We start from the raw sequence: 22,138 nt of genomic DNA on the forward strand, positions 1-22,138 counted from the left end.
GGGCCCGTCGAGCGGTGGTCTGACGTCCGTATCACGGACTGACGCAGTCGGCGCTATTGGACTTGATCGTAGGCAACTGCCAGCTCGCAGGACCGGTCCCGGACGTCGTACGCGTCCGGACTGCCGCGGCATCCCAGCTGCCCGTCACGCCCGCTCCACAGCCTTCACACCGAGCGGCTTCGGAGCCATGCCGGCGCCGGGCTTGAGGTGGAATTCGTAAGTCATCAGATGCCATTGCCCGCTCGCCGTGGTGCCGTCGGGCATCGCGGGATCGGTGCGCGGCTCGACCTTGGCGACGAGGTCGTCCTTGACGCCGAACACCACGTCGGAATCCAGATATTTGTCGCCGTCCATGAACACGTGGGTGATCAGCGGCTCGTAGCCCTTGGCGTTGACCAGGAAGTGCACATGCGCGGGCCGCATCGGATGGCGATTGGTCTGCAGGATCATCTCGCCGACCGGGCCGTCGGTCGGGATCGGGTAGCTGCACGGCAGGATGGTGCGGAAGAAGAAGCGGCCGTCGCCATCCGTCATGAAGCGCGCCCGCGCCGAGGCGCCGACCTCGTCGTAATTCGCTTTCTGGGAATCGTAGAAGCCGTCATCATCGGCATGCCAGACGTCGACGGGGACATTCGCGAGCGGCTTGCCCTTGAGATCGGTGACGCGGCTCTGCACGAACATCCGCTCGCCGGTGAGGTTGTTCGGGGAGATGTCGGTGCCGTGCGCGGTCACCTTGTGCTCACCGACATAGAACGGGCCGAGCACCGTCGTCTGGGTGGCACCCTCGCGATCGCGATGATTGACCGCATCGACCAGCATGGAGACCCCGAGCACGTCGGACAGCAAGATGAATTCCTGGCGGGTGTCGGTGCATTTTTGGCCGGTACGGGTCAGGAAGTCGATGGCGTATTCCCATTCCTCGAAGGTGACGCCAGTCTTGCTCACGTATTCGTGCAGGGACTTCACCAATTCCTGGACCAGGAATTTTGCACGCGGATTCGGCGTCTCGTCGAAGCTTCGGACGACGGCTTCGGTGAGGTCGGTCTCGTTGAACTGGGTCATGGTGCGTTTGCCCTCGCATTTTTCTCGTTGGCCCCCATTGGCAGTCCTTGGGGTTCCCTGGAGGCGTTCCAGGGCGGAGCCTACACCAGTCGGCGGCCTCGCGTTAAGCGCGACCGGGTTGGATTGAGGCCGCCATTTCGGCTATCAACGCCTGACAAAATCGCCCGGAGGAACTGATGCTCGCCCCTACCCCCGCTTCGCCCGAATCCGTGGGCATGTCCAAGGCCGCGCTCGACCGCATCGATGCGCATCTGAAGAACCGGTACATCGATGCCGGCCGCTTCCCGGGCACGCATCTGCTGGTCTACCGCCGCGGCAAGGTCGCGCACAGCTCGGTTCAGGGCTTTGCCGATGTCGAGCGCAAGGCGCCGGTCAAGGACGACACCATCTACCGCATCTATTCCATGACCAAGCCGCTCACCAGCATCGCCTTCATGATGCTGGTCGAGGAAGGCCTCGTCGCGATCGACGAGCCCGTGGCCAAATACATTCCGGAATGGAAGGACCTCGGCGTGTTCGTCGCCGGCACCTCGCCGGCCTTCCTGACCCGGCCACCGTCCCGGCCGATGCTGATCGTCGACCTGCTGCGGCACACCGCCGGTCTCACCTACGGCTTCCAGCAGCGCTCCAACGTCGATGCCGCCTATCGCAGCGAGAAGATCGGCGAGGTGGAGAAATCCGGCACGCTCCAGACCATGATCGAGGCACTGGCGAAGATTCCGCTGGAGTTCTCGCCCGGCGAGTCCTGGAACTACTCGGTCGCGACCGACGTGCTCGGCTACCTCATCGGCAAGATCTCCGGGATTCCCTTCGAGCAGTTTCTACGGACACGCATTCTCGACCCGCTCGGCATGATCGACACCGATTTTCACGTGCCGGCCGCCAAGGCGCACCGCTTCGCGGCGTGTTACTCGGCCGATCCCGGTGGCGGCATGACCTTCCATGCCGGTCAGCGCCGCGAGGGCCTGACGCTTCAGGACGACCCTGCGACCAGTTCATTCCTGTCGCCGCCTTCCTTCATCTCCGGCGGCGGCGGCCTCTGCTCGACGACCGCCGATTATCTCACCTTCTGCCGGGCTCTGCTCAATGGCGGCGAGCTTGGTGGTGTCAGGCTGATCGGGCCGAAGACGCTGGCGCTGATGACGAGCAACCACATTCCCGGCGGTCGGGCGCTGCCGGAAGTGTCACGGTCGCTGTTCTCCGAAGCGACCTATAACGGCATCGGCTTCGGTCTCGGCTTCGCCGTGACCATGCGCCCGGCGGAGACGCTGATTGCCGGCAGCCCCGGTGAATATAATTGGGGCGGCGCGGCCACGACCTCGTTCTGGATCGATCCGGCCGAGGAGCTGATCACGATCTTCATGACGCAGGTTCTGCCGTCGAGCGCCTATCCGCTCCGCCGCGAGCTGCGCAGCATGGTCTACGCCGCGATCACCGAGAGCAATCTGTAACCCATTGAACTGATCCCGCGGCCGACGGCCGCGGGGGCGCACGATCGGACGCTCATTTGAGCATCTCCGGCACGATCAGGCGCGGCAGGAACAGTGACACGCTCGGCCAGACGATGACCGCTGCCAGCACGAGGAGCATCGGAACCAGCATGATCACCGTGTCCTTCAGCGCATAGCGCAGCCGCACGCCGGCGACCGAGCAGGCGATCATCAGACATAGTCCGTAAGGCGGCGTCACCAGTCCGAAGGCCAGCGATACGATGGATATGATCGCGAACTGGACCGGATGAAGATCGACGGACTTGGCCAGCGGCTCCAGCACGGTGCCGACGATGATGATGGCCGGAATGGCGTCGAGGAAGCAGCCCACCACCAGAAAGCAGAAGCAGATGAAGAAGCCGGCCGTGACGCTGCCCATGCCCCAGGTCGAGACGTTGGCCAAAAGCTCCTGCGGAATCCTGTAATAGGCAAGCAGCCAGCCGAACGCACTTGCGGTACCGACACAAAACAACGCGACGCCGGCAAGGCGGCCGGTGTCGAGCAGGGTCTTGTACAATTCGCGTGGACCCATCTCGCGGTAGAAGAACGCCGAGAGCGCCACGGAATAGAGCACCGCGACGCAGGCGGACTCGGTCGCGGTGAACCACCCGAGCAGGATGCCGCCGACGATGATGAACGGCGTCATCAGGGCCGGTATCGACCGCCAGATGGCGCATCGCATCTCGACCCACGTCGATTTCGGATAGGTCGGGTAGCCGCGCCGCACCGCGTAGATGTGCACCGTCGCCATCTGCGCGCCCGCGATCAGCAGGCCCGGCACGATGCCGGCCAGATACATCGCCGCAATCGAGGTCGAGATCAGCCCGCCCCACACGATCATGAGGATCGACGGCGGGATGATCACCGCCAGAACCGCCGACACCGCCGTGATGGCGATGGAAAACGAGAGATCGTAGCCCTCCTTGGTCTGCGCATCGATGAAGATTTTTGATTGGCTCGCCGCGTCGGCGGTCGACGAGCCCGAGATGCCGGCAAAGAACACCGACAGCACGACGTTGATCTGTGCCAGCGATCCCGGCCAGTGCCCGACCATCGAGCGCGACAACCCCACCAGGCGATCAGTGATGCCGCCGATGCTCATCAGATTCGCCGTCAGCAGGAAGAACGGCACCGCCAGCAGAATGAACGAATTGTACGCATTGAAGGTTTCCTGCGCGAGCGTCATCAGCGACAGACGCGGCTCGATCAGCAGGATCGGCACGCAGGCAAGGCCGAGCGCGAAGGCGACCGGCACGCGCACGATGAGCAGGCCGATGAAAACCCCGAACAGCACCATCGCGGCCTGTCCGGCAGAGAGTACATTGCCGCTCATCGCCGTGCCTCGACCAGAACGCGCATTTCATCGATGATCTGTTCGCCCGCAAAGACGATCCACGTCGCGCCGGTCACGGGCCAGGCGACGTGGATCAACCAAAGCGGCAGATCGGCTAGCTCCGAAGTTCTGTTCCAGGCAAAGTGGGTGAACTCGAGGCCGGCCGACACGAACACCAGCGCCAGCACCAGCACGCCGAGCCGCGCGAGGATCCGCACCGCAGCCTCCGACCGCCGCGACAGGTCCGGCCACACGTCGACTTCGAAATGCTGCGCTTCCCGCACACCGACCATCGCGCCGATCATGATCGTCCAGACGAACAGGAAGCGCGCCATCTCCTCCGTCCAGATGTAGGACGGAATGAAGGGCGTGTAGCGCGAGATGATCTGCAGCGTCACGGGGATGACGAGAATGCCGACGCAGGCCGCGAGCAGGATCTCCAGCAATTTCGCATAGGCCGCCGTGACGCGGCGCCACAGCGACGGTGTGGACGGGACGGGCGTTTCGGACATTGGGGCTCCGTGCGGGCAGCTCATCCGCCACGGCCGGGCAAGAAGCGGGGCTTGCCCGGACATGCCGTCGGCGGATGCAACGAGCTCAGGCGACGTTGATCTTCTCGAAAATGCCCTCCGCGCCGATCTCCTTGGCGTAGGTGGCCATCACGGGGTCGGCGAGCTTCTTCATGGCGTCCCGCTCCTCGAAGGGAACGCGCTTGAGCTTGCCGGCCTTCTCGAGCGTGTCGAGCTTGATGACCTCTTCGCTCGACTCCAGCTGACGGCCGTAGTCGCCGGCCTCCTTGCCGGCCTTCATGATCGCGTCCTGCAAATCCTTCGGCAAGGTCTTCAGCGTCTTCACCGAGAAGCAGATCGGCCGGATCGATACGGCGTGCTGGGTCAGGTTGAGATGCGGGGCCACTTCGTAGAACTTCATCGCCTCCACGCCGGCCGCCTCGTTTTCGCCGGCCGATATCACACCGTTCTGGATCGCATTGTAGATTTCGTTGTAGGCGATCACGGTCGGGCTCATGCCGACCGCTGCAAAGGTCTTCGACCAGATCGGCGCGCCCTGCACGCGAACCTTGAGGCCTTTGAGGTCGGCGAGATTCTTGAGCGGCTTGTTGGCGAAGATGTTACGGATGCCGCCGCCGGAATAGCCGATCAGAACGACCTCCGCCTTGGCCGCGACCTCATCGGCGATCGGCGCCAGGATATTGGCTTCGACGACCTTGTTCATGTGCTCGATGCCCTTGAACACGAACGGCGCATCGATGAACGGAGCCGCCTTGGCGAAGGTCGACATGTGGGCCGGCGAGACGATGCCGTAATCGACCGCCTTGCCCTGCGACATGTACTCGAAATACTGCTTCTCGAGGCCGAGCGAGGAGTTCCTATGCAGCGTGAAATTGACGGGCTTGCCGTAATACTTCTTCACCAGCTCCTCGAACCGGATCAGTGCCCGGTTGAAGGCATGGTCGTCGTTGAATTGCACCGCGCCGTTCAGCGTGATCGGCGCTTGCGCCCTGAGGATCGACGGCATGCCGATCGTAGCCGCCGCAGTGGTTGCACCGATACCAGCGAGAAATGATCTTCGCTTCATCGTCTCCCCTCCCTTTGATGCCCCGGCCCTGTCGCCGGGCCGTGAGCGCAGCCGGCATGCGGCCTGCGAGAGGGAAGCGTATGAAAAACTTCGGCGGGACGGAAGTCATTTCGCGTTCGCCGGAGGTACTCTTCGTCGCAGGACTGCTCCAGCGCGACCTGCTGCACTGCAACTTCCCGCCGCATGGGCGGGCCTCCCCTAGGAAACGGGAAGACGTGCCGACCTGTGCGCTGCACGCAGAGACCGGCTCGTCTTCCACGACAGATCTAGTGCATGTGACCAATCAGATAGATGCCGCCGCCGACCAGAATGATCGCTGGCACGGCCCAGAGAATAAGTACCGGCATCACTGTCCTCCTCAATTGGACGTGCAGACCTTCACGGTCCTCATGCCGCTCTCGGCTTCGGTGCGCGACTTGTAGATCGTGCCCGACGGGCTGACGACGGTCATGGACGTGTCCATCGGCTTCTTGTCGACGACGGTGCACTTCTTCGTCTTGACGTCCTGCACGACGTAGAACTCGTCGGCCGCGAACGCCGGCAGGGACAATGCAGCAAGCATCAGCGCTGCGGTCGCTATTCTCAGCTTCATTTTCTTCTCCTCCAATCGCCGGGCTTTCCGACCCGGTCGACTTGCAAACGGGATAAAATGGCACTTTGTTCCTAGGCATTGGAACGCCGTTCGCGGTGAGATGTTGTTGCGGCGCTTATTCCCGTGAGGAGGACGAGATGAAGAAGTTGTTCCTGCTATCCGCCGCGGCGGTGTTGATTTCGACCGGTGCATTCGCGCAATCCACCGTGGTGACCACCACCGGAACCGGTCACGCTGCGGCAGTTCAGATCGAGCCGGAATATCGCACGAAGATCAAATCCTACGTCACCGAGCACCGCGTTCGCCCGGTCACGACGAAGGAAAAGATCATCGTCGGCGCCACCGTGCCGAGCGACGTCGAACTGGAGGCCGTGCCGTCGGATTGGGGCCCCTCCCTCACGAAGTATCGCTACGTCTATTCCGGCGAACGCGTGATGCTGGTGGATCCCGGCTCGCGCACTGTCGTTCAGGAAATCGATTGATCAAGGCCGGAGGGCGACCGCCTCACAGGCGGCCGCCCTCCCCGAGTTGACCGCATGACATCGCATCGAGAGGCTCGGATCGCCGGGCTGAGTCTGCGCCATGTGTCTGCGACCGACCGCAATCGGCATTGAGCTGAAGCGCAGGCGTCCCGGACTGCACTGCAAAATCCGGGCGCTCGACCGCTCGCGGACGCGAAAATCGTGGCGCCGCGCAAGTCCCGCCCGTATGGTCTCGCCAAAATCATAATCCGGCGCCGCTGCGCCGGAACCGGGACGCCCGCGTTTGTCAAAGCTCACCTTGCCGGTCCGGCTCGCTCTTCTGGTCACGGGAACGATGTTGCCGCTGATCGTCTTTGCGGTCGGCATTGCCGTCTACAATTACAGGCAGGACCGAAGCGACGCGACCCTCCGCGTGCTGGAGAACGTGCGCAGCATGCGCCTCGTGCTGGATTCCGAGGTGCAGCGCATGACCGGCGGCCTGCAGGTCCTTGCGCTGACCAATTCGCTGCGCAACGACGACTTCCAGACCTTCCGCCGCATCGCGCTCGGTTTCGTCGAGCAATACGGCAAGGGCGGCCTCGTGCTGATCTCCGACCGCAAGGGCCGGCTATTGTTTTCCTCCGCAACGGAGGACACCGCAAGCCCGCCGCCACGCGGCCATCTCGAGATCATCGAAAAGGTGTTCGCGACAAGGTCGCCGCAATATTCCGACCTGTTCACCGGCGCGATCAACGGGCGACAGGTGCTCACCGTCGAGGTCCCGGTGTTCCGCGACGGCGAGGTGATCTACGACCTCTGCTTCAGCCCGCCGATCAGGATATTCCAGGATCTGGTGGAGAAGCAGCGGCCCGATCAGCTCTGGACGGTATCGCTGCTCGACACCAGGGGCATCGTATTCGCGCGCGTGCCGAACCCCGGCGAAAACTTCGGCAAGCGCGCTTCACCCTCGCTCTATGCCGAGATGTTTCGCAGCAGCGAGGCATCGCTTCCGACGGTGTCGCTCGACGGCGTCGCCCTGGCCGCAGCGTACACGAGGTCGCACCTCACGGGCTGGACGGTCGCCGCCGGTGTCGCCGAGAGCTCGCTGATCGCGCCGCTCTGGCGCAACATCGCGATCACCAGCCTGATCGGCGGCATCCTGCTGCTGACCGGCCTGACCTTCGCGGTCAGGATGGCGACCACGATCGCGCGCGGCGAGATGCTGCACGATCTCCTGATCGAGGAGCTCAACCATCGCGTCAAGAACACGCTGGCCTTGATGCAGGCGATCGCGGTGCAGACCTTCCGCAGCGCCAGCCGGGACGAGCGGGCGAAGTTCGAGGGCCGGCTCGGCGCGCTGGCCGAAGCGCACAACCTGCTGAGCCAGGAGAAATGGGCGGGCTCCGAGCTCCGGGACGTGATCGCCCGCGCGACTCGGCCGTTCCTGCTGAGCAATCCCGACCGCATCCGCATGGCCGGTCCCGCGGTGCCGCTGTCGCCGCGGCTTGCCGTGGTGCTCTCGATGATCGTGCACGAGATCGCCACCAACGCCGCGAAATACGGCGCGCTGTCCAACGAGACCGGACGGGTGACGCTCGACTGGGAGGTCATCGCCGATACGCCGAAGCCGCGGCTGCGGCTGATCTGGACCGAGATCGGCGGGCCGCCGGTGACGGCGCCGGTGCAGCGCGGCTTCGGCTCGCGCCTGATCGAGCGCAGCGCGCGCGACCAGCTCGGCGGCGAGGCCACCGTCGACTTCCTGCCACGCGGCGTGGTCTGCACGGTGACGTGCATGCTCGACGAGGCGCGGTGAAGGAGAAGGATTGGCCGTGAAGATCACCAATGGCGCGGACATCCTCGAGGCAAGGCTCTCGCAGCCGGCCTAGCAGACGATCACGAAAGCCCGGGAGCGCCCCTGGGACCGGCCTTCATCGCGGCCTGCACGGCATACGCGCCGGGTCCATAGAATGCGATGAGAGCAAGCGCGCCGAGCAGGCCGAGATTCTTCAGGAAGTTGATGGTCTGCATCACGACCGCAGCCTCCGGCACGGCCCAGAAATTGTGGAACATCAGCGTCGCGGCAATCGTGAACGGAAGCAGGACCATCGCCGCCTGACGTGCGAACAGCCCAAACAGAAGGGCCATGCCGCCTCCGAGTTCGACCGCAATCGCGCCCGCGGCGAGAACGGCGCCGAGCCCATCCGCTCCTCCCGGAAGCCTGCCGGCGGTCACGGCAAATGCCAGCACCTTTCCGACGCCGCTGTAGAGAAACAGCGGCGCGATCGCGACGCGCGCGAACAGGAGCACCCAGGCATCGAACTGGCCTGCGGTCTCGGCGGAACGGGTGGATATCGGCATTCGGGATCTCCTTCTAGTTTTCGTCGGTGAAAGCGGAGGGATGATCGACATCGCCCCATGGATGGATCGACGCACCCCGTCACTCCGCGGCCGCGACATCGGCCGTCGGCTGGCGCGTGGCAGCGGCAAGACCAAGCGATCCAATCGCCAGCGCGCCGACGATCGACGCTCCGCCGATCGCCCAGAACACGGCATCCGGACCGCCGGTGGCTTGCTGCAGGAGACCGATGACATAGGGTCCGAGGATCGCTCCGACCCGGCCGATGCCGAGCTCCATCCCGACGCCGCTGGCACGGAAACAGGTCTCGTACGAGCCGGCGGTGAAATTGTTGAGGACGTGCTGCGCGCCGATGATGCAGAAGCCGGCGATTGCGACGATGGCGAGATTGACGCCGTGACCGCTGAGGAAGACGAGCGCCAGCACGGCGATCCCGCCGCTCAGCCACCATGTCGCCAGATAGCGCGGTGTCAGCGCAAAATTGCGGTCGGCCAGCATGGCCAGCGTGAGACCGCCGATGAAGGACATCGCCTGCATCAGGGCCCCGAAGCCGAACGAGGCGGCAAAGGTCTCGCCGCGCTTCAGCATCACCGTCGGAATCCAGCCGGTGAGACCGAAGATCGCGAACAGGCTCAGGAACGCCGTGACCCAGATGGTCAGCGAGACGCCGCGATAGCGCGGACCGAGCAAGGCACCGATCGTGCTCTGCGGCGTCCCGCCGCGGGCCGTGGCAAATGTCGCATTCTGGTAGACCGACGCCCGCTCCGGCCGCAACCGCGCAAGCAGCGCGCGCAGCTCCGGGACCCGCGACCGGGTGGCCAGGAATTGCGGGCTTTCGGGCAGAATGGCGTGGGCCACGAAGGTCAGCGGGATCGACAACGCGCCGACGTAATAGAGGATCTGCCAGCCATGTTGCGGCGTCAGGAAAACGCCGACGAGGCCGGCGCAAACGCCGCCGAGCGACCAGCCCAGCGTTACGCCCCAGAGCGAGAACGTGTTGCTGACACGCCTGGGCGCAAGCTCGTTGATGAAGGTCGTTCCCAACGGCAGCAGCACGCCGAGGCCGAGCCCGGTGACGAATCGAAGGGCGCAGTAGCTCCAGAAATCGTTCGCCAGCACGGCGGTCAGCAACGTGAAGACGTTGACGATCCACAAGCCCGCAAGCAGCGTGCCGCGCCGGCCGAAGCGATCCGCCACGCCGCCATGGCCGATGGCGCCGAACAGGAATCCGACGAGACCCGAACTCACCAAAAGCCCCGCCTGGCTTGGTGCGAGCGCCCAGGGCTGGACCACGTAATGGATGACATAGGCCGGATTGAAGGTGTCATAGCCGTCGAACAGCGTGATGAGCGTGATGAGAATGCCGAGCAGCTTGTGGAACGGACCGATCGAAGCGCCGGACAGTTCCTCACGCACGTCGATTTCGGACGAGATGCTCACGAGTTTCCTCCATGGAAATTGATGACGTCTTCTGCTCTGCGGCAGATTGAATTGATGCCTCGCCGAGCCCGAACAGGGCGCGCGCGTTGTCGCGGCCGATCTTGATGCGGTCGCCTTCGGAGATCGCAGCCGTGTCGAACCAGTCGGCGGCGTGGTCGATGTTCTCGAACGGCCAGTCGGCGGAGAAGAGGATGCGGTCGGCGCCGATCTCGAGCATCGCGTCGATCAGCGTCTGGGTGCGGAAATTGCCCGACGTGGTGATGTAGAAATTTTCCCTGAAGTAGTCGGCGATCTTGCGCCGCGCCGGATAGACATTCTGCGCCCGCATCCACTTGTTGTGATTGTCGACGCGCCACATCGAATAGGGCAGCCCCTCCCCCATGTGGCCGAGGATGATCTGGAGCCGCGGGTGCGCGTCGAACAGGCCCGAGCCCATCAGCCGCAACGCATGCACCGCGGTCTCCTGCCCGAACGCCCAGGTCGGGCCGAGCAGCCAGCGATGCCCCTCGTAGATCGCCGCGTCCTTCGGCAGCGGATTGCGCGGATGCAGATAGAAGGGAACGCCGAGACGCTCGACCTCCGACCAGAACGGCCAGAACTCCTTGCGATCGTAATAGATGGCCTGATCGACACCGGCGAGTTCGCTGAAGCCGTTGACGAGCGCGCCGCGAAAGCGAAGCGCGCTGACGCAACGATCGAGTTCACGCGCCGCCGCCTCGGGATCCTGCATCGGCAGCGCCGCGAGGCCGCGAAAGCGGTCAGGCCGTCTGGCGACCTGCTCGGCGAGAAAGTCGTTGGCGCGGCGCGACAAGTCCAGCGCCCGGTTGCGATCGGGAATGGCCTGCACGGCCGGCGCGTTCAGCGACAGCAGCATCATCTCGATGCCGTGGGCGTCCATCTCGGCGAGCCGGCGATCATGGATGTCGAGCAGCCGCGCCTTCAGCTCGACCCAGTCCTCGGTCGGCGCGAAGCCCGCGCTGTCCTGGACGGTCTCGTCCATCGCGAAGTGCTCCTCGAGCGCAATCTTTCCCTGCATGGCGTCGTTCCTTCGGCTCCGCTTTCGGCGTTGACAAAGCAAAGCGCCTGATCCAGATACTTGTCAATGAGAACGTTGTATTTGCAAATGATTGATATGCAAATATTGCACATGCGAAGGTTGGCGCTTATTCCGGGCGGAGCTCTCCCGCCAGAACCCAAGCCCGGACCTAAACTCATGTACCGATTTTCAAATTCGCTTCCCTATCTGCTCGCCCGGCTCGGCGTGCGCATGGGTGACCTCTTCGCGCGCGTGATCCGTCACGAGAAGTTGACGCTTCCGATGTACCGCGTGCTGGCCGCTCTATCCGAGCAGGGTCACCCGCTGCGTCTCGGCGAAATCGCCGAGCTGACATCGGCCGACGTATCCACCTTGTCGCGCATCGTCGCGGAGATGAGCCGCGCGGGCCTCTTGACGCGCGACCGTCCCGAGAACGACCAGCGCAGCCTCCAGGTCGTCCTGACGCCCAGGGGCACCGAGCTGGCGGGAAGGCTGATGCCGCTCGCGGCCTATTATGAAGAGGTCGTCACCGGCAGCATGTCCGCCAAGGAAGCGGCGGAGCTCAAGCGCGTGCTGGTCGAGCTCTACAAGAACATCGACCGGCTCGAGCAGGAAGTCGAAGCCGGATCGATCAAGATCCCGCCGCCGGCGCGGTCGAAGGAAATCCGCGACGAGCGGCCCGAGGCGAAAGCGAGGGCGAGCCAGCCGCGCAGCAAGACATCAAGAAAATAGGGAAAACGAAGGAGAGGCCATGCGACAGGATCCCATCATCATTGCAGGCGGCGGCATCGGCGGGCTCGCAGCCGCGATCGCGCTGGCGCAGAAGGGTTTCCAGGTCACGGTCCTCGAGCGCGCGTCGCGCTATCAGGAGATCGGCGCCGGCATTCAGCTCGGCCCCAACGCATTTCACGCCTTCGATCGTCTCGGGCTCGGCGATGCCGCGCGCGCGATTGCCGTCTTCATCGACAAGCTCCGCCTGATGGACGCGATCTCGGCGGAGGAGATCACCCATGTCGATCTCACCAGCTATTTCCGCCAACGCTTCGGCAATCCCTACGCAGTGGTCCATCGTGGCGACCTGCACGGCATCTTCGTCCGCGCCTGCGAGGCGCATCCCAATGTCACACTGCGAACCGACTGCGACGTGGTCGCTTATGAGCAGACCGGCACACAGGCCTCGGCAACGCTCAAGTCCGGCGAGCGCGTCACCGGATGCCTGCTGATCGGCGCGGACGGGCTTCGTTCCCGCATTCGCCAGCAGATGATCGGCGACGGCGCGCCGCGGATTGCCGGCCACACCACCTATCGCTCGGTCATCCCGACCGAACAGATGCCCGAGGATCTGCGCTGGAACGCGGCGATGCTATGGGCCGGCGCGAAGTGCCACCTCGTGCACTACCCGCTTTCGGGCTGGAAGGTGTTCAACCTCGCGATCACCTGTCACAACGACCCGACGGAGGCTTTCGCCGCAAGGCCCGTGACCCACGAGGAGGTCCTTGCAGGTTTTCGCGACGTGCATCCGCGCGCGAAGGCGATCATTCATCACGGACGGGACTGGAAGGCGTGGGTGACCTGCGATCGCGATCCCACCGATCGCTGGATCGACGGCCGCGTCGTTCTGCTGGGCGATGCCGCGCATCCGATGCTGCAATATTTCGCGCAAGGCGCCTGCATGGCGCTGGAGGACGCGGTTTGTCTCGCTGATGAGCTCGACGAGACGCAGGGCGACATCGCACATGCGCTCGATCGCTACAGGAATGCCCGGCTGCTGCGCACCGCACGCGTCCAGCTCCAGGCCCGGGAGCTCGGCACTCACGTCTATCACCCAGCCGGCGTCCACGCGCTGCTGCGCAATCAGCTGATGCGCGAGACCAGCCTGGAGCGCTTCTGCGAAAATCTGGCCTGGCTCTATGAGGACCCGTTCTCCGAGCGGCCGTCAGATGCGGCACGACGAGTTGCGCGGTCCTGAGCCGATCTTACCCGGGCGGGCTTGGCTCTACCCGAACGTCTGCAGCGCCGGGAACGTCTCGAGCAGCCAGATGCTCACATTGGAGACCGCGCCGGTGAGGAAGCCGATGCCGGTGATCACCATCAACACGCCCATGGCGCGCTCGACGTTGACGAGGTGGCCCTTCATGCGCGCGAACAGCGCGGAGAACTGCTCGATCATCAGGGCCGCGATCAAAAAGGGAATGCCGAGTCCGGCCGAATAGACCGCGAGCAGGCCCGCGCCCTTCGTCACCGTGGCTTCGGCCGCGGCGATCGAGAGGATCGCGGCGAGGATCGGGCCGATGCAGGGCGTCCAGCCGAAGGCGAAGGCGAGGCCCATGATATAGGCGCCCCAGAGCCCGACGGGCCTGGGGATCGGCAGCCGTCCCTCGCGCATCAACAGGCCGATGCGCGTCAGGCCCAGGAAGTGCAGGCCCATGACGATGATGACGAGGCCGGCGAGGATCGAGAGCTCGGCCGACCAGGCGCGGATCAATCCCCCGATCAGCGAGGCGCTGGCGCCGAGCGCAACGAACACCGTGGAGAAACCGAGCACGAACAGAAGCGCCGACATCATGATCGCGCGCTTGGAGGCCGCGGACGGCTCGTCGCTCTCGACGTGCTCGATCGTGGCGCCCGTCAGATAGATCAGATAGGGCGGGACCAGAGGCAGGACGCAAGGCGAGAGGAAGCTGACGAGGCCGGCAATCAGCGCCGCCGGGATCGAAACATTTTGCATGACGCAGTCTGAGCCATCTCAGGCACTGGGACGGCGCGCGGGGAATGCGCGCGGCCAGGAGCCGAACCGGCTTTGGTGTAGCCGATGCCGGAGAATGCGCAACAGAGGCGCATGAAACCAGGGCTCCTCCCGATGCCGTCCGTGATCACAGATGCGGCATCGGGACGCGCACAAACCTCGCCAAAAAGCGAGACTCGGCGGCGCGGCTACTTCACCACGCGGAGCAGCGGACGCCGGGGCTGGTCCTGCGTCTGCTTGGAGGGGGGCGGCGGTTCGCTTGCAGCGCTCCGCAGCATTTCGTCGCACAGTGCCTTCAGCTCAGCACTGTCAATTCCTTTGAGTTTCATCCGCACGTCGAGGATGACGATGGACAGCAGCTCGGCCGACTCACGGCTGTTGGTCTCATTGAGAACCCTGCGGCACTCCTCGAGCGTTTCCAGCACCGACTGCAACTGTTCGTCTGAATGCGACACGGCGTTCTTTCCGTTATTTCGGCCTGCGAGACGTGCTTGTAACGACCCCCTCGGCCCCCATGGAGTATCGAGGATAGCACGAGGCCGCTGCGCCTCTGAACATGATTTCAGTGTGTTTCCGTCTTGAAACCGCGGTTCCGCCAGACATCGCCCCGCGGCGCCATTGGCCATGAGCAGAGCAGTCCGGGGCAAAACGTTTTGCGCGCTGTAATTGATCCATTCGAGAAGGCGGCGTCGATGCTCGCGCAAGGACATCCATTCCGGACAGCGCCGACAATCCCGCAGCCATTTCACGGCTCGTAACGGAACTCACGCCACACCCCTCATACGAGCGATAATTCGCCCGATTTTCCCAGCCCTTGGCAGCATTCAGATACCATCTGCGAGGCAGTAAGGATGACGTTCAAAACTCATCACCCCGCAACCCGCCGTGGTTGTGGTTTGCGCCAGATTCTGCCAGTTTAGCGATCTGAAGGGACTTGTATGCACTCCTTGGCGGAAAGGGGCGTTCCATTGGAAGAACGCCCAAAGACAAATATCAGCGGCCTCTCGGATTGGGATACGGCCCGCATATTTCTCGAAGTCGTCCGATGCGGCAGTTTCCGCTCGGCGGCTGAACGCCTCTCCTTGTCGATTAATGCAGTCCGCCGCCGGATCGATGATTTCGAGCGCCAGACCGGCACCACGCTGTTCACCCGCGACGTCCATGGCACTCATCTCACCGATGAGGGCGCACTCGTGGTCTCCGCCGTCGAGCGGATGGAGGCGGCCACCTTCGACGTGCTGCGCGCCAGTGATTCGATGGCCAACGCGCTGTCCGGTGAGGTCCGGGTCGCCGTGACCGAGGGCCTCGGGACGTTCTGGCTCGCCCCGCGGCTGGTCGAATTCCAGCAGGCCTATCCGAAGATCCTGGTCGATCTGCATTGCGCGATGCGCTCGGCCGACGTCTCCCGCCACGAGGCCGACGTCGCCATCCATCTGTCCCGTCCCTCGGCGCTCGACATCAAGCTGGTGCGGCTCGGCCGCATGCATCTGATGTTCTGGGCCTCGGAGAAATACATCGCCAAACACGGCGCGCCGCGCTCGGCTGCGGAATTGATCAAGCACCGCCTGGTGCTGCAATTCGCCGACCAGCTCGCCGCCAAGGAATCCTTCGAGAGCTTCTTCCCGGGCGTTTCGGAACGTGACCTTCTGGTCATGAAGACCAACGTCTCGAGCGCCAACTACTGGGCGGTCGCGAATGGCGCCGGCATAGGCGTATTCCCGAGCTACGCCATTGCGCTTGGCGGGAAGTTGATTCCACTGGAGGTCGAGCTGAACAGACCGCTGGATATCTGGTTGTCCTACCACCCTGGTAGCGGCCGGATTCCGCGCGTGCGGCACATGATTGACTGGCTGATCGACGCTTTCAATCCAGCGCGATTCCCGTGGTTTAAGGAGGAGTTCGTGCATCCGCGCGAATTCAAGGACGTGTATATGGGCGAACCCCTGACCCAGCTCTTCGGGGGATTTTCAACCGAAGAACAACGGTGAGAACGAGTATGAAAACAGCGGCGAAAAGAATGAAGCAGCGCAGTGCCGGCAAGCCGGACATTGAGCTTGGCAAGCGAATCCGTCTGCGGCGCGTCGAGATGAAAATCTCGCAGGCCGAGCTCGGCGAGAAGCTTGGCGTCAGCTTCCAGCAGGTTCAGAAGTACGAGAAGGGCGTCAATCGCGTCGGCGCGGCTCGGCTTCAGCAGATCGCCTCCGCCCTCGACGTGCCCGTGACCTTCTTCTACGACGGCGACAACAAGGCGCGCGAGGTCGAGAGCCTGCTGTTCCTCGATTCGGCCTTCAGCCTCCGGCTGCTGCGCGCCTACAGCAAGATCAAGGACCAGACGGTGCAGCGTCAGCTCGTCTCGCTGATGGAATCGATCGCGGCGAACGAAGACTGAGCCGATCGACGTTCTGGCCTCAATGGCCGATGTTCAATCCGTCGCGTCGCGGGGGCGCGGCTGGATTGAACGAGAGCCGATTGGCTGTATCTGAGCCCGCGCGCGTGCGCGTGGCCTTTCTCGGGGCGGTATGACCGCCCCTTTTTCTTGTCGGCTTCTCGTCCAATTTCTTGCCGTTTCTTGCAGTTCTTGGCTGCTTGGCCGCCATTCGTCGCGGATTTGGCGAACCCATCCCGCCCCTGCCGCGACCCATTCGAGAGAGAACCGCGACGTGCGGGGCTCCCGATTGCGCGGTGCTTAAGGGGACCGCAACCCCGATGCCCTAGCCTCTCGCCGATTTCACGAATCGGCACGCGGCACGGCGGCCCGGGGATTGCCAATGCGAGCGCCCGTCCGGGCCTCGTTCTCATGGGAAGTTGGGACTGGGGAAGATGGGACACATGTCGAAACGCCATGCGATGATCATTGCCGTCGGCGTGCTCGCGAGCGCCTCCGCGTTTGCGCAGAACGAGACCACGGGACAGGCCGGACCGAAGCCGGCGACGGCAGGCACGGTGCCCGCGACCGCCAATCCAGCCCATGCGGCTGCGCCGAAGACTGCAGCGCCGGCGGCCGCCTCGACGGCGGAGAGCCGTTCGGCCGCGGCGCTCGCGCTGACGCACGAGCCGACCTATGACGAAGGCTCGGCCCAGCGCATCAAGGATGCGGCGCTGAGCTATTCGGACCTTGCGGTGCGCGGCGGCTGGCCGACCATTCCCGCGGACGCCAAATTCGCGCCCGGCGTCCAGGGCGCGAGCGACGATTTGCTGCGCAAGCGGCTGATCCTCTCCGGTGACCTTGCCGCGGACAAGGCGAGCGGCGCGTTCGACCAGGATGTTGCGGACGCGGTGAAGCGCTTCCAGGTCCGTCATGGCCTGGCGCCGACCGGCACCATGACGCCGCGCACGATCGCTGCGATGAACGTATCGGTGCAGAAGCGCATCCGGCAGCTGGAGGCATCGCTCCAGCGGCTCGAGAACATGAATTTCGGCTTCGGCCAGCGCTATGTCGTGGTCAACATCCCCGCCGCGTTCGCCGAGGCGGTCGAGAACGACGTCGTGGTGCGGCGCTATCGCGTCATCGTCGGCAAGACCGAGAAGCCCTCGCCGACGCTGACGGCCCAGATCACCAGCGTCGTCCTCAATCCGACCTGGACGGTGCCCTCTTCGATCGCCAAGACCGAGATCTCCGCACATATGCGCAAGGATCCGACCTATCTGTCGCGCATGCACATGGAGGTGCTCGACGCCCACGACAATCCGATCGATCCGCATTCGGTCGACTGGTCGGGCACGCACACACCGAACTTCACCGTGCGCCAGCACAACGGCACGTTCAACGCGCTCGGCGCGGTCAAGATCGACATGCCGAATTCCTATTCGGTCTACATGCACGACACCAACCAGCGCAATCTGTTCAGCGACGACTACCGCTTCGATTCCCACGGCTGCTCGCGCGTCGACAATGTGCGCGATCTCGCGGCGTGGCTGCTCAAGGACCAGCCGAAATGGAGCCGCGCCGCGATCGACGCGGAGATTGCGGGCGGCGAGCACCTCGACGTCGCCATGGCAAGGAAGGTGCCGGTGGCCTGGATCTATCTCACCGCGTGGATGACCAAGGACCAGACCGTCCAGTTCCGCAACGACGTCTATCACCAGGACGAGCAGCTGCTGGAGGCGACCGCCGAAGAAGCGGCGTTCTTCAGCAACGCCGGGAGCCATCCGCTGACCGCGCACATGCACGCAACACAGTAGGCGCGCCATGCAATCGCGCCACAGGCGGATGCAAAGCCGCCTCTCCTGCCGCGGTTGACCCGGGCCACATGCCGGCCGCACATTGCGCCTCGCCAACGACCAGCGAGCGCGCGATGCCCGACATTTTCAGCACGACCGAAACATCCTACGCCGACGGCAAGATCCTCAAGCATGCCGCTGACGGCGTCGGCGTGATCACCTTCAACAATCCCGACAAGCGCAATGCGATGTCGCTGGAGATGTGGGAGGGGTTTGGCGAGGCGCTGACGGCTTTGCGCGACGACGATGCGGTGCGCGTCGTCATCCTGCGCGGCGCCGGCGGCAAGGCGTTCGTCTCAGGTGCCGACATCAGCCAGTTCGAAAAGACGCGGCACAACGCGGCCGCGTCCGAGGAATATGCCAGGCGCAGCGCCGCCCAGCGCGCGCTGCTCGCCGACTATCCCAAGCCGACCATCGCGTGCATCGAGGGCTTCTGCCTCGGCGGCGGCATGCAGGTCGCGATGCTCGCCGACATCCGCCTCGCCGCGCATGGCAGCCAGTTCGGCATTCCCGCGGCAAGGCTCGGCATCGCCTATGGCTTTGACGGGTTGCGGCACCTGGTGTCGCTGGTCGGCCCGTCCTGGGCGCGGCTCCTGATGTACACGGGCATGCGCATCGATTCCGCCGAGGCGCTGCGCATTGGCCTCGTCGAGCGCGTATTCCCCGTCGACCAGCTCTGGGGCGAGACCATGGGAATCGCGCAGACCATCTCCGAGAACGCCCCGCTCGCGATCAAGGCCGCCAAGATCACCATCGCCCAGGTCTTGAAGGATGAAAGCCGGCGCGACATGGACGCGATCAAGGCGATCGGCAGTGCCTGCATGGACTCTGCGGATTTTCGCGAGGGCCGGCAGGCCTTCATGGAGAAGCGCAGGCCGCAGTTCCTGGGGAAGTGACGCTTCCGTCGTTGCGAGTGCAGCCGGAACTTTCAGCCAAGCTGAACCATCATTCACGAAGATTAAATTCCTGCCCGCCTGCGACGCCGTAGCAACCAATTGATCTCCCGGCGGTTCTTCCGCCATCAACGAGGGAGAAGGCGATGAAAGCAAAATTTGCTGTTCTTGGTCTGGCTGCCATGGGCGGTGTGGCGCTCGCGTCGGGGCCTGCGCTCGCGGCAATGCCGAACGGCATCCCGCAGGCGAACCAGATTGCAGGCGGTCCGGCCGCTGACGTCGACAAGGTCCGCATGGTCTGCAACGCGTGGGGCCGCTGCTGGTGGCGCCCGAACTATTATGGCGCCTATGGCTATTACGGTGGCCCGCGCCGGTACTACGGTTACGGCTCGCGCCCGTGGGGCTGGGGTCACCACCACCACTGGCGCCGCTGGTGAACGACGAAGGGGCCGCGAGGCCCCTTTTTCATTTGGCGTTTTGACTACAGCGCCGCGAGCACCGCTTTCGTGATGTCTGCCGTACCGTTGCTGCCGCCGAACTCCATCGGCTTGATGCCGCCGGCATAGATCTGGTCCACCGCACGCTCGATCGTCTCGCCGGCTTCCGCCGCGCTCTCGACGCCGTGCTTGTCGGCGAGCCAGTCGAGCATCATCGCCGCCGACAGGATCATGCCGGTGGGATTGGCCTTGCCCTGCCCCATGATGTCGGGCGCGGTGCCATGGCAGGGCTGGAACACCGCGTATTTGTCGCCGATGTCGGCCGACGGCGCCATGCCGAGACCGCCGATCAAGCTAGCGGTGATGTCGGAGACGATGTCGCCGAACATGTTCTCCATCACCATCACGTCGAAATCCCAGGGCCGCTTCACCAGCATCGCCGAGCAGGCATCGACGTAGAGCCGGTCGGTCTTCACGTTCGGATGCTTCTTCTCGATCTCGTCGAAGATGCCGCGGAAGAACGCAAACGCCTTGAACACGTTTGCCTTGTCGACGCAGGTCAGCATCCCCGGCTTGCCGCGCGCCTTGCGCCGCTCGGCGAGGCGAAACGAGAACTCGAACAGGCGCTCGGACGTCCGGCGCGTGATCACCAAGGTCTCGCGCGCATCGTCATGGGTGACCACACCCTTGCCCATCGAGGCGAACAGGCCTTCGGTGGATTCCCTGATCACGACCATGTCGATGCCGCGCTGGTCGGCGCCGACGATCGGGCTCGGCACGCCCGGAATCAGCCGCGCCGGGCGCACGCCGGCATAGAGATCGAAGATGAAGCGCAGCTCGATCTGCGGCGCGATCTCGGTGTTATCAGGATAGCGCACCGAAGGCAGGCCGCAGGCACCCAGCAGGATCGCGTCCGCCTCCTCGCACAGCTTGATCGTGCTGTCAGGCATCGACTTGCCGGTCGCGAGATAATTGTTGGCGCCGGCCGGTGCCTCGGTGAAGCGGAAGCTCAAGCCGGATTTCCGCTCGATCTTGCGCAGCACCTCGACGGCCGGCGCCATGACTTCAGGGCCGATGCCGTCACCGGCGAGCACGGCAATGTGGAAGGCGTTATTTGCGGACATTGGGGATTCCTGCGCAGAGAAATGAAGTGGTCGTCATTGCGAGGAGCTCTTGCAACGAAGCAATCCAGAAATGCATCCGCGGAGGCAGTCTGGATTGCTTCGCTCCGCTCGCAATGACGGAGGATGGAGCGGTGACTACGGCGTCAGCACCGTGCGTCCGACCACCGTACCCTGCTGCAATTGCACCAGCGCGTCGTTGGCCTTGTTGAGCGGCGCCTTCGTCACGGGGATCGGGGCCACGTTCTTCGCGCGCACGAGATCGAGCAGTTCCTGCGTCTCGCGCAAATTGCCGACATAGCTGCCCTGGATCGTCACCGCCTTGATCGGGATCAGCGGCAATGCCCAGGTCGCGCCGCCGCCGAACAGGCCGACGATGACGAGCTTGCCGCCCTTGGTCAGGCAGTCGAAGCCGAGCTGCGTCGTCGCGGCATTGCCGACGAGGTCGATCACGGCGCGGATCGGTCCGCCCGCTTTCTTCGCAAGCTGCTCCAGCGCATCAGGCGCCTTCGGATCGACGGTCGCAAGCGCGCCGGCCTTCTCCGCTGCCTCGCGCTTCCTGGCGTCGATGTCGACCACGATCGCGCCCTTGCCGCCCATCGCTTTCAATAGCGACAGCGCCATCAGGCCGAGGCCACCAGCGCCGAACATCACGATCGGCGTGTCGAAATGCTGCTCGACCTTCTTCAGCGCGCTGTAGGTGGTGACGCCCGAGCAGGCATAAGGTGCGGCCGACGCCGGATCGAGGCCCCTGAGGTTGAGGAGATAGCGCGGATGCGGCACCAGCATGTGATCGGCATAGCCGCCGTCGCAATAGACGCCGAGCGAACGCGGCGTCAGGCACATGTTCTCGTCGCCGCCGAGGCACGTCGCGCACTTGCCGCAGCCGATCCAGGGATAGACGAGGCCGACATCGCCGAGCTTGAGGTCGCCCTGATCGGTCGGCTTCACATCCGGCCCGAACGCGAGGACTTCGCCGACGGTCTCGTGGCCCATCGTCAGCGGCAGATTGATGCCGCGGTCCTTCAGCGACAGCGGCTTGCGGCCGTGGCCGAGATCATAGCCGCCTTCCCAGATGTGGAGGTCGCTGTGGCAGACGCCGGCGGCCTTCACCTTGATCAGCACCTGCGTGCCCGACGGCTGCGGCGTGGCCTCGTCGAACTCCTGCAGCGGCGCCTTGAAATCAGCGACCTTGAAACTCTTCATCGGCGTCCTCCCGCATGCTTCTTGTTGTCGCGCCACCATGCCATGGCCGGGGGAGCGAGACAAACTCGCTCCTGTCTAGTTGACGCCGGCGGATGGTGACAAGCGGGCCACGCGCAAGGCCGCATTGCCGGCAGCACCGGGCCCTGCT

At 64.3% G+C, this 22,138-nt stretch carries 22 protein-coding genes; 10 read left to right on the plus strand and 12 right to left on the minus strand.

All coding sequences use genetic code 11. The features are described from left to right. Positions 1-144: 144 nt before the first annotated feature. The gene (locus tag RAD15_RS21440; protein ID WP_458180154.1) at positions 145-1,062 is read right to left on the minus strand and encodes a dioxygenase family protein; all 918 of its coding nucleotides are present in this window, start codon (positions 1,060-1,062) and stop codon (positions 145-147) included. 176 nt (positions 1,063-1,238) lie between these two features. On the opposite strand from RAD15_RS21440, the gene RAD15_RS21445 reads away from it, so the two are divergent. Continuing rightward, on the plus strand, positions 1,239-2,513 hold the full coding sequence (locus RAD15_RS21445; protein ID WP_458180155.1) for a serine hydrolase domain-containing protein: 1,275 nt from the start codon (positions 1,239-1,241) through the stop codon (positions 2,511-2,513). Between the two features lie 52 nt (positions 2,514-2,565). Here RAD15_RS21445 and RAD15_RS21450 read toward each other — a convergent pair whose 3' ends face one another. The 4 genes from RAD15_RS21450 to RAD15_RS21465 form a co-directional block, all read right to left on the minus strand. Next, positions 2,566-3,885, minus strand: coding sequence for a TRAP transporter large permease (locus tag RAD15_RS21450; protein WP_458180156.1), 1,320 nt, complete (start codon positions 3,883-3,885; stop codon positions 2,566-2,568). After that, positions 3,882-4,397 (minus strand): TRAP transporter small permease, encoded by a 516-nt coding sequence (locus RAD15_RS21455; RefSeq protein ID WP_458180157.1) that lies wholly within the window; start codon positions 4,395-4,397, stop codon positions 3,882-3,884. The genes RAD15_RS21450 and RAD15_RS21455 overlap by 4 nt, the downstream gene beginning before the upstream one ends. An 85-nt stretch (positions 4,398-4,482) precedes the next feature. Further along, entirely contained in the window at positions 4,483-5,481 is a 999-nt protein-coding gene (locus RAD15_RS21460; RefSeq protein ID WP_458180158.1) for a TRAP transporter substrate-binding protein, read from the minus strand. A 358-nt stretch (positions 5,482-5,839) separates the two neighbouring features. Continuing rightward, positions 5,840-6,073 carry a hypothetical protein gene (locus RAD15_RS21465; protein ID WP_458180159.1) on the minus strand — a complete coding sequence of 78 codons (234 nt, stop codon included), beginning with the start codon at positions 6,071-6,073 and terminating at the stop codon, positions 5,840-5,842. A gap of 137 nt (positions 6,074-6,210) precedes the next feature. Here RAD15_RS21465 and RAD15_RS21470 point away from each other — a divergent pair, with 137 nt between their 5' ends. After that, on the plus strand, positions 6,211-6,555 hold the full coding sequence (locus RAD15_RS21470; protein WP_458180160.1) for a DUF1236 domain-containing protein: 345 nt from the start codon (positions 6,211-6,213) through the stop codon (positions 6,553-6,555). A gap of 334 nt (positions 6,556-6,889) precedes the next feature. Continuing rightward, a complete protein-coding gene (locus tag RAD15_RS21475) occupies positions 6,890-8,347 on the plus strand; it encodes a sensor histidine kinase (RefSeq protein WP_458180185.1) in 1,458 nt (485 codons plus the stop codon). 80 nt (positions 8,348-8,427) lie between these two features. On the opposite strand, the gene RAD15_RS21480 is transcribed toward RAD15_RS21475, so the two are convergent. The 3 genes from RAD15_RS21480 to RAD15_RS21490 form a co-directional block, all read right to left on the minus strand. After that, positions 8,428-8,892 (minus strand): DoxX family protein, encoded by a 465-nt coding sequence (locus tag RAD15_RS21480; protein ID WP_458180161.1) that lies wholly within the window; start codon positions 8,890-8,892, stop codon positions 8,428-8,430. Between the two features lie 79 nt (positions 8,893-8,971). Continuing rightward, complete coding sequence (locus RAD15_RS21485) at positions 8,972-10,330, minus strand: MFS transporter (protein ID WP_458180162.1); 1,359 nt, start codon at positions 10,328-10,330, stop codon at positions 8,972-8,974. Next, positions 10,299-11,366 carry an amidohydrolase family protein gene (locus tag RAD15_RS21490; protein WP_458180163.1) on the minus strand — a complete coding sequence of 356 codons (1,068 nt, stop codon included), beginning with the start codon at positions 11,364-11,366 and terminating at the stop codon, positions 10,299-10,301. The genes RAD15_RS21485 and RAD15_RS21490 overlap by 32 nt, the downstream gene beginning before the upstream one ends. Positions 11,367-11,543: 177 nt before the next feature. On the opposite strand from RAD15_RS21490, the gene RAD15_RS21495 reads away from it, so the two are divergent. Both RAD15_RS21495 and RAD15_RS21500 read left to right on the plus strand, forming a co-directional pair. Continuing rightward, a complete protein-coding gene (locus RAD15_RS21495) occupies positions 11,544-12,098 on the plus strand; it encodes a MarR family winged helix-turn-helix transcriptional regulator (RefSeq protein WP_458180164.1) in 555 nt (184 codons plus the stop codon). Between the two features lie 19 nt (positions 12,099-12,117). Continuing rightward, a complete protein-coding gene (locus RAD15_RS21500) occupies positions 12,118-13,335 on the plus strand; it encodes a 3-hydroxybenzoate 6-monooxygenase (RefSeq protein ID WP_458180165.1) in 1,218 nt (405 codons plus the stop codon). 27 nt (positions 13,336-13,362) lie between these two features. Here the strand turns inward: RAD15_RS21500 and RAD15_RS21505 are convergent, their stop codons facing one another. Together RAD15_RS21505 and RAD15_RS21510 are read right to left on the minus strand one after the other, a co-directional pair. Next, positions 13,363-14,094 (minus strand): cytochrome c biogenesis CcdA family protein, encoded by a 732-nt coding sequence (locus tag RAD15_RS21505; protein WP_458180166.1) that lies wholly within the window; start codon positions 14,092-14,094, stop codon positions 13,363-13,365. A 206-nt stretch (positions 14,095-14,300) separates the two neighbouring features. Then, positions 14,301-14,567, minus strand: a complete 267-nt coding sequence (locus tag RAD15_RS21510) for a hypothetical protein (protein ID WP_458180167.1) — start codon at positions 14,565-14,567, stop codon at positions 14,301-14,303. Between the two features lie 483 nt (positions 14,568-15,050). Between RAD15_RS21510 and RAD15_RS21515 the strand changes: the two genes are divergently transcribed. The 5 genes from RAD15_RS21515 to RAD15_RS21535 all read left to right on the plus strand — a co-directional run bounded on the left by RAD15_RS21515 (position 15,051) and on the right by RAD15_RS21535 (position 19,663). After that, positions 15,051-16,100, plus strand: coding sequence for a LysR family transcriptional regulator (locus tag RAD15_RS21515; RefSeq protein ID WP_458180168.1), 1,050 nt, complete (start codon positions 15,051-15,053; stop codon positions 16,098-16,100). A 29-nt stretch (positions 16,101-16,129) separates the two neighbouring features. Beyond that, the gene (locus tag RAD15_RS21520; protein ID WP_164938811.1) at positions 16,130-16,501 is read left to right on the plus strand and encodes a helix-turn-helix domain-containing protein; all 372 of its coding nucleotides are present in this window, start codon (positions 16,130-16,132) and stop codon (positions 16,499-16,501) included. Positions 16,502-16,941: 440 nt separating this feature from the next. Further along, positions 16,942-18,294 carry a L,D-transpeptidase family protein gene (locus RAD15_RS21525; RefSeq protein ID WP_458180169.1) on the plus strand — a complete coding sequence of 451 codons (1,353 nt, stop codon included), beginning with the start codon at positions 16,942-16,944 and terminating at the stop codon, positions 18,292-18,294. Between the two features lie 113 nt (positions 18,295-18,407). Continuing rightward, a complete protein-coding gene (locus RAD15_RS21530; protein ID WP_458180170.1) occupies positions 18,408-19,229 on the plus strand; it encodes an enoyl-CoA hydratase in 822 nt (273 codons plus the stop codon). A 143-nt stretch (positions 19,230-19,372) separates the two neighbouring features. Next, positions 19,373-19,663 carry a hypothetical protein gene (locus tag RAD15_RS21535; RefSeq protein WP_458180171.1) on the plus strand — a complete coding sequence of 97 codons (291 nt, stop codon included), beginning with the start codon at positions 19,373-19,375 and terminating at the stop codon, positions 19,661-19,663. Between the two features lie 44 nt (positions 19,664-19,707). Here RAD15_RS21535 and RAD15_RS21540 read toward each other — a convergent pair whose 3' ends face one another. Both RAD15_RS21540 and RAD15_RS21545 read right to left on the minus strand, forming a co-directional pair. Continuing rightward, complete coding sequence (locus RAD15_RS21540) at positions 19,708-20,787, minus strand: isocitrate/isopropylmalate dehydrogenase family protein (RefSeq protein WP_458180172.1); 1,080 nt, start codon at positions 20,785-20,787, stop codon at positions 19,708-19,710. A 135-nt stretch (positions 20,788-20,922) separates the two neighbouring features. Next, on the minus strand, positions 20,923-21,990 hold the full coding sequence (locus RAD15_RS21545; protein ID WP_458180173.1) for an alcohol dehydrogenase: 1,068 nt from the start codon (positions 21,988-21,990) through the stop codon (positions 20,923-20,925). Between the last annotated feature and the right edge of the window lie 148 nt (positions 21,991-22,138).

The sequence above is a fragment of the Bradyrhizobium sp. 14AA genome, from assembly GCF_054185205.1.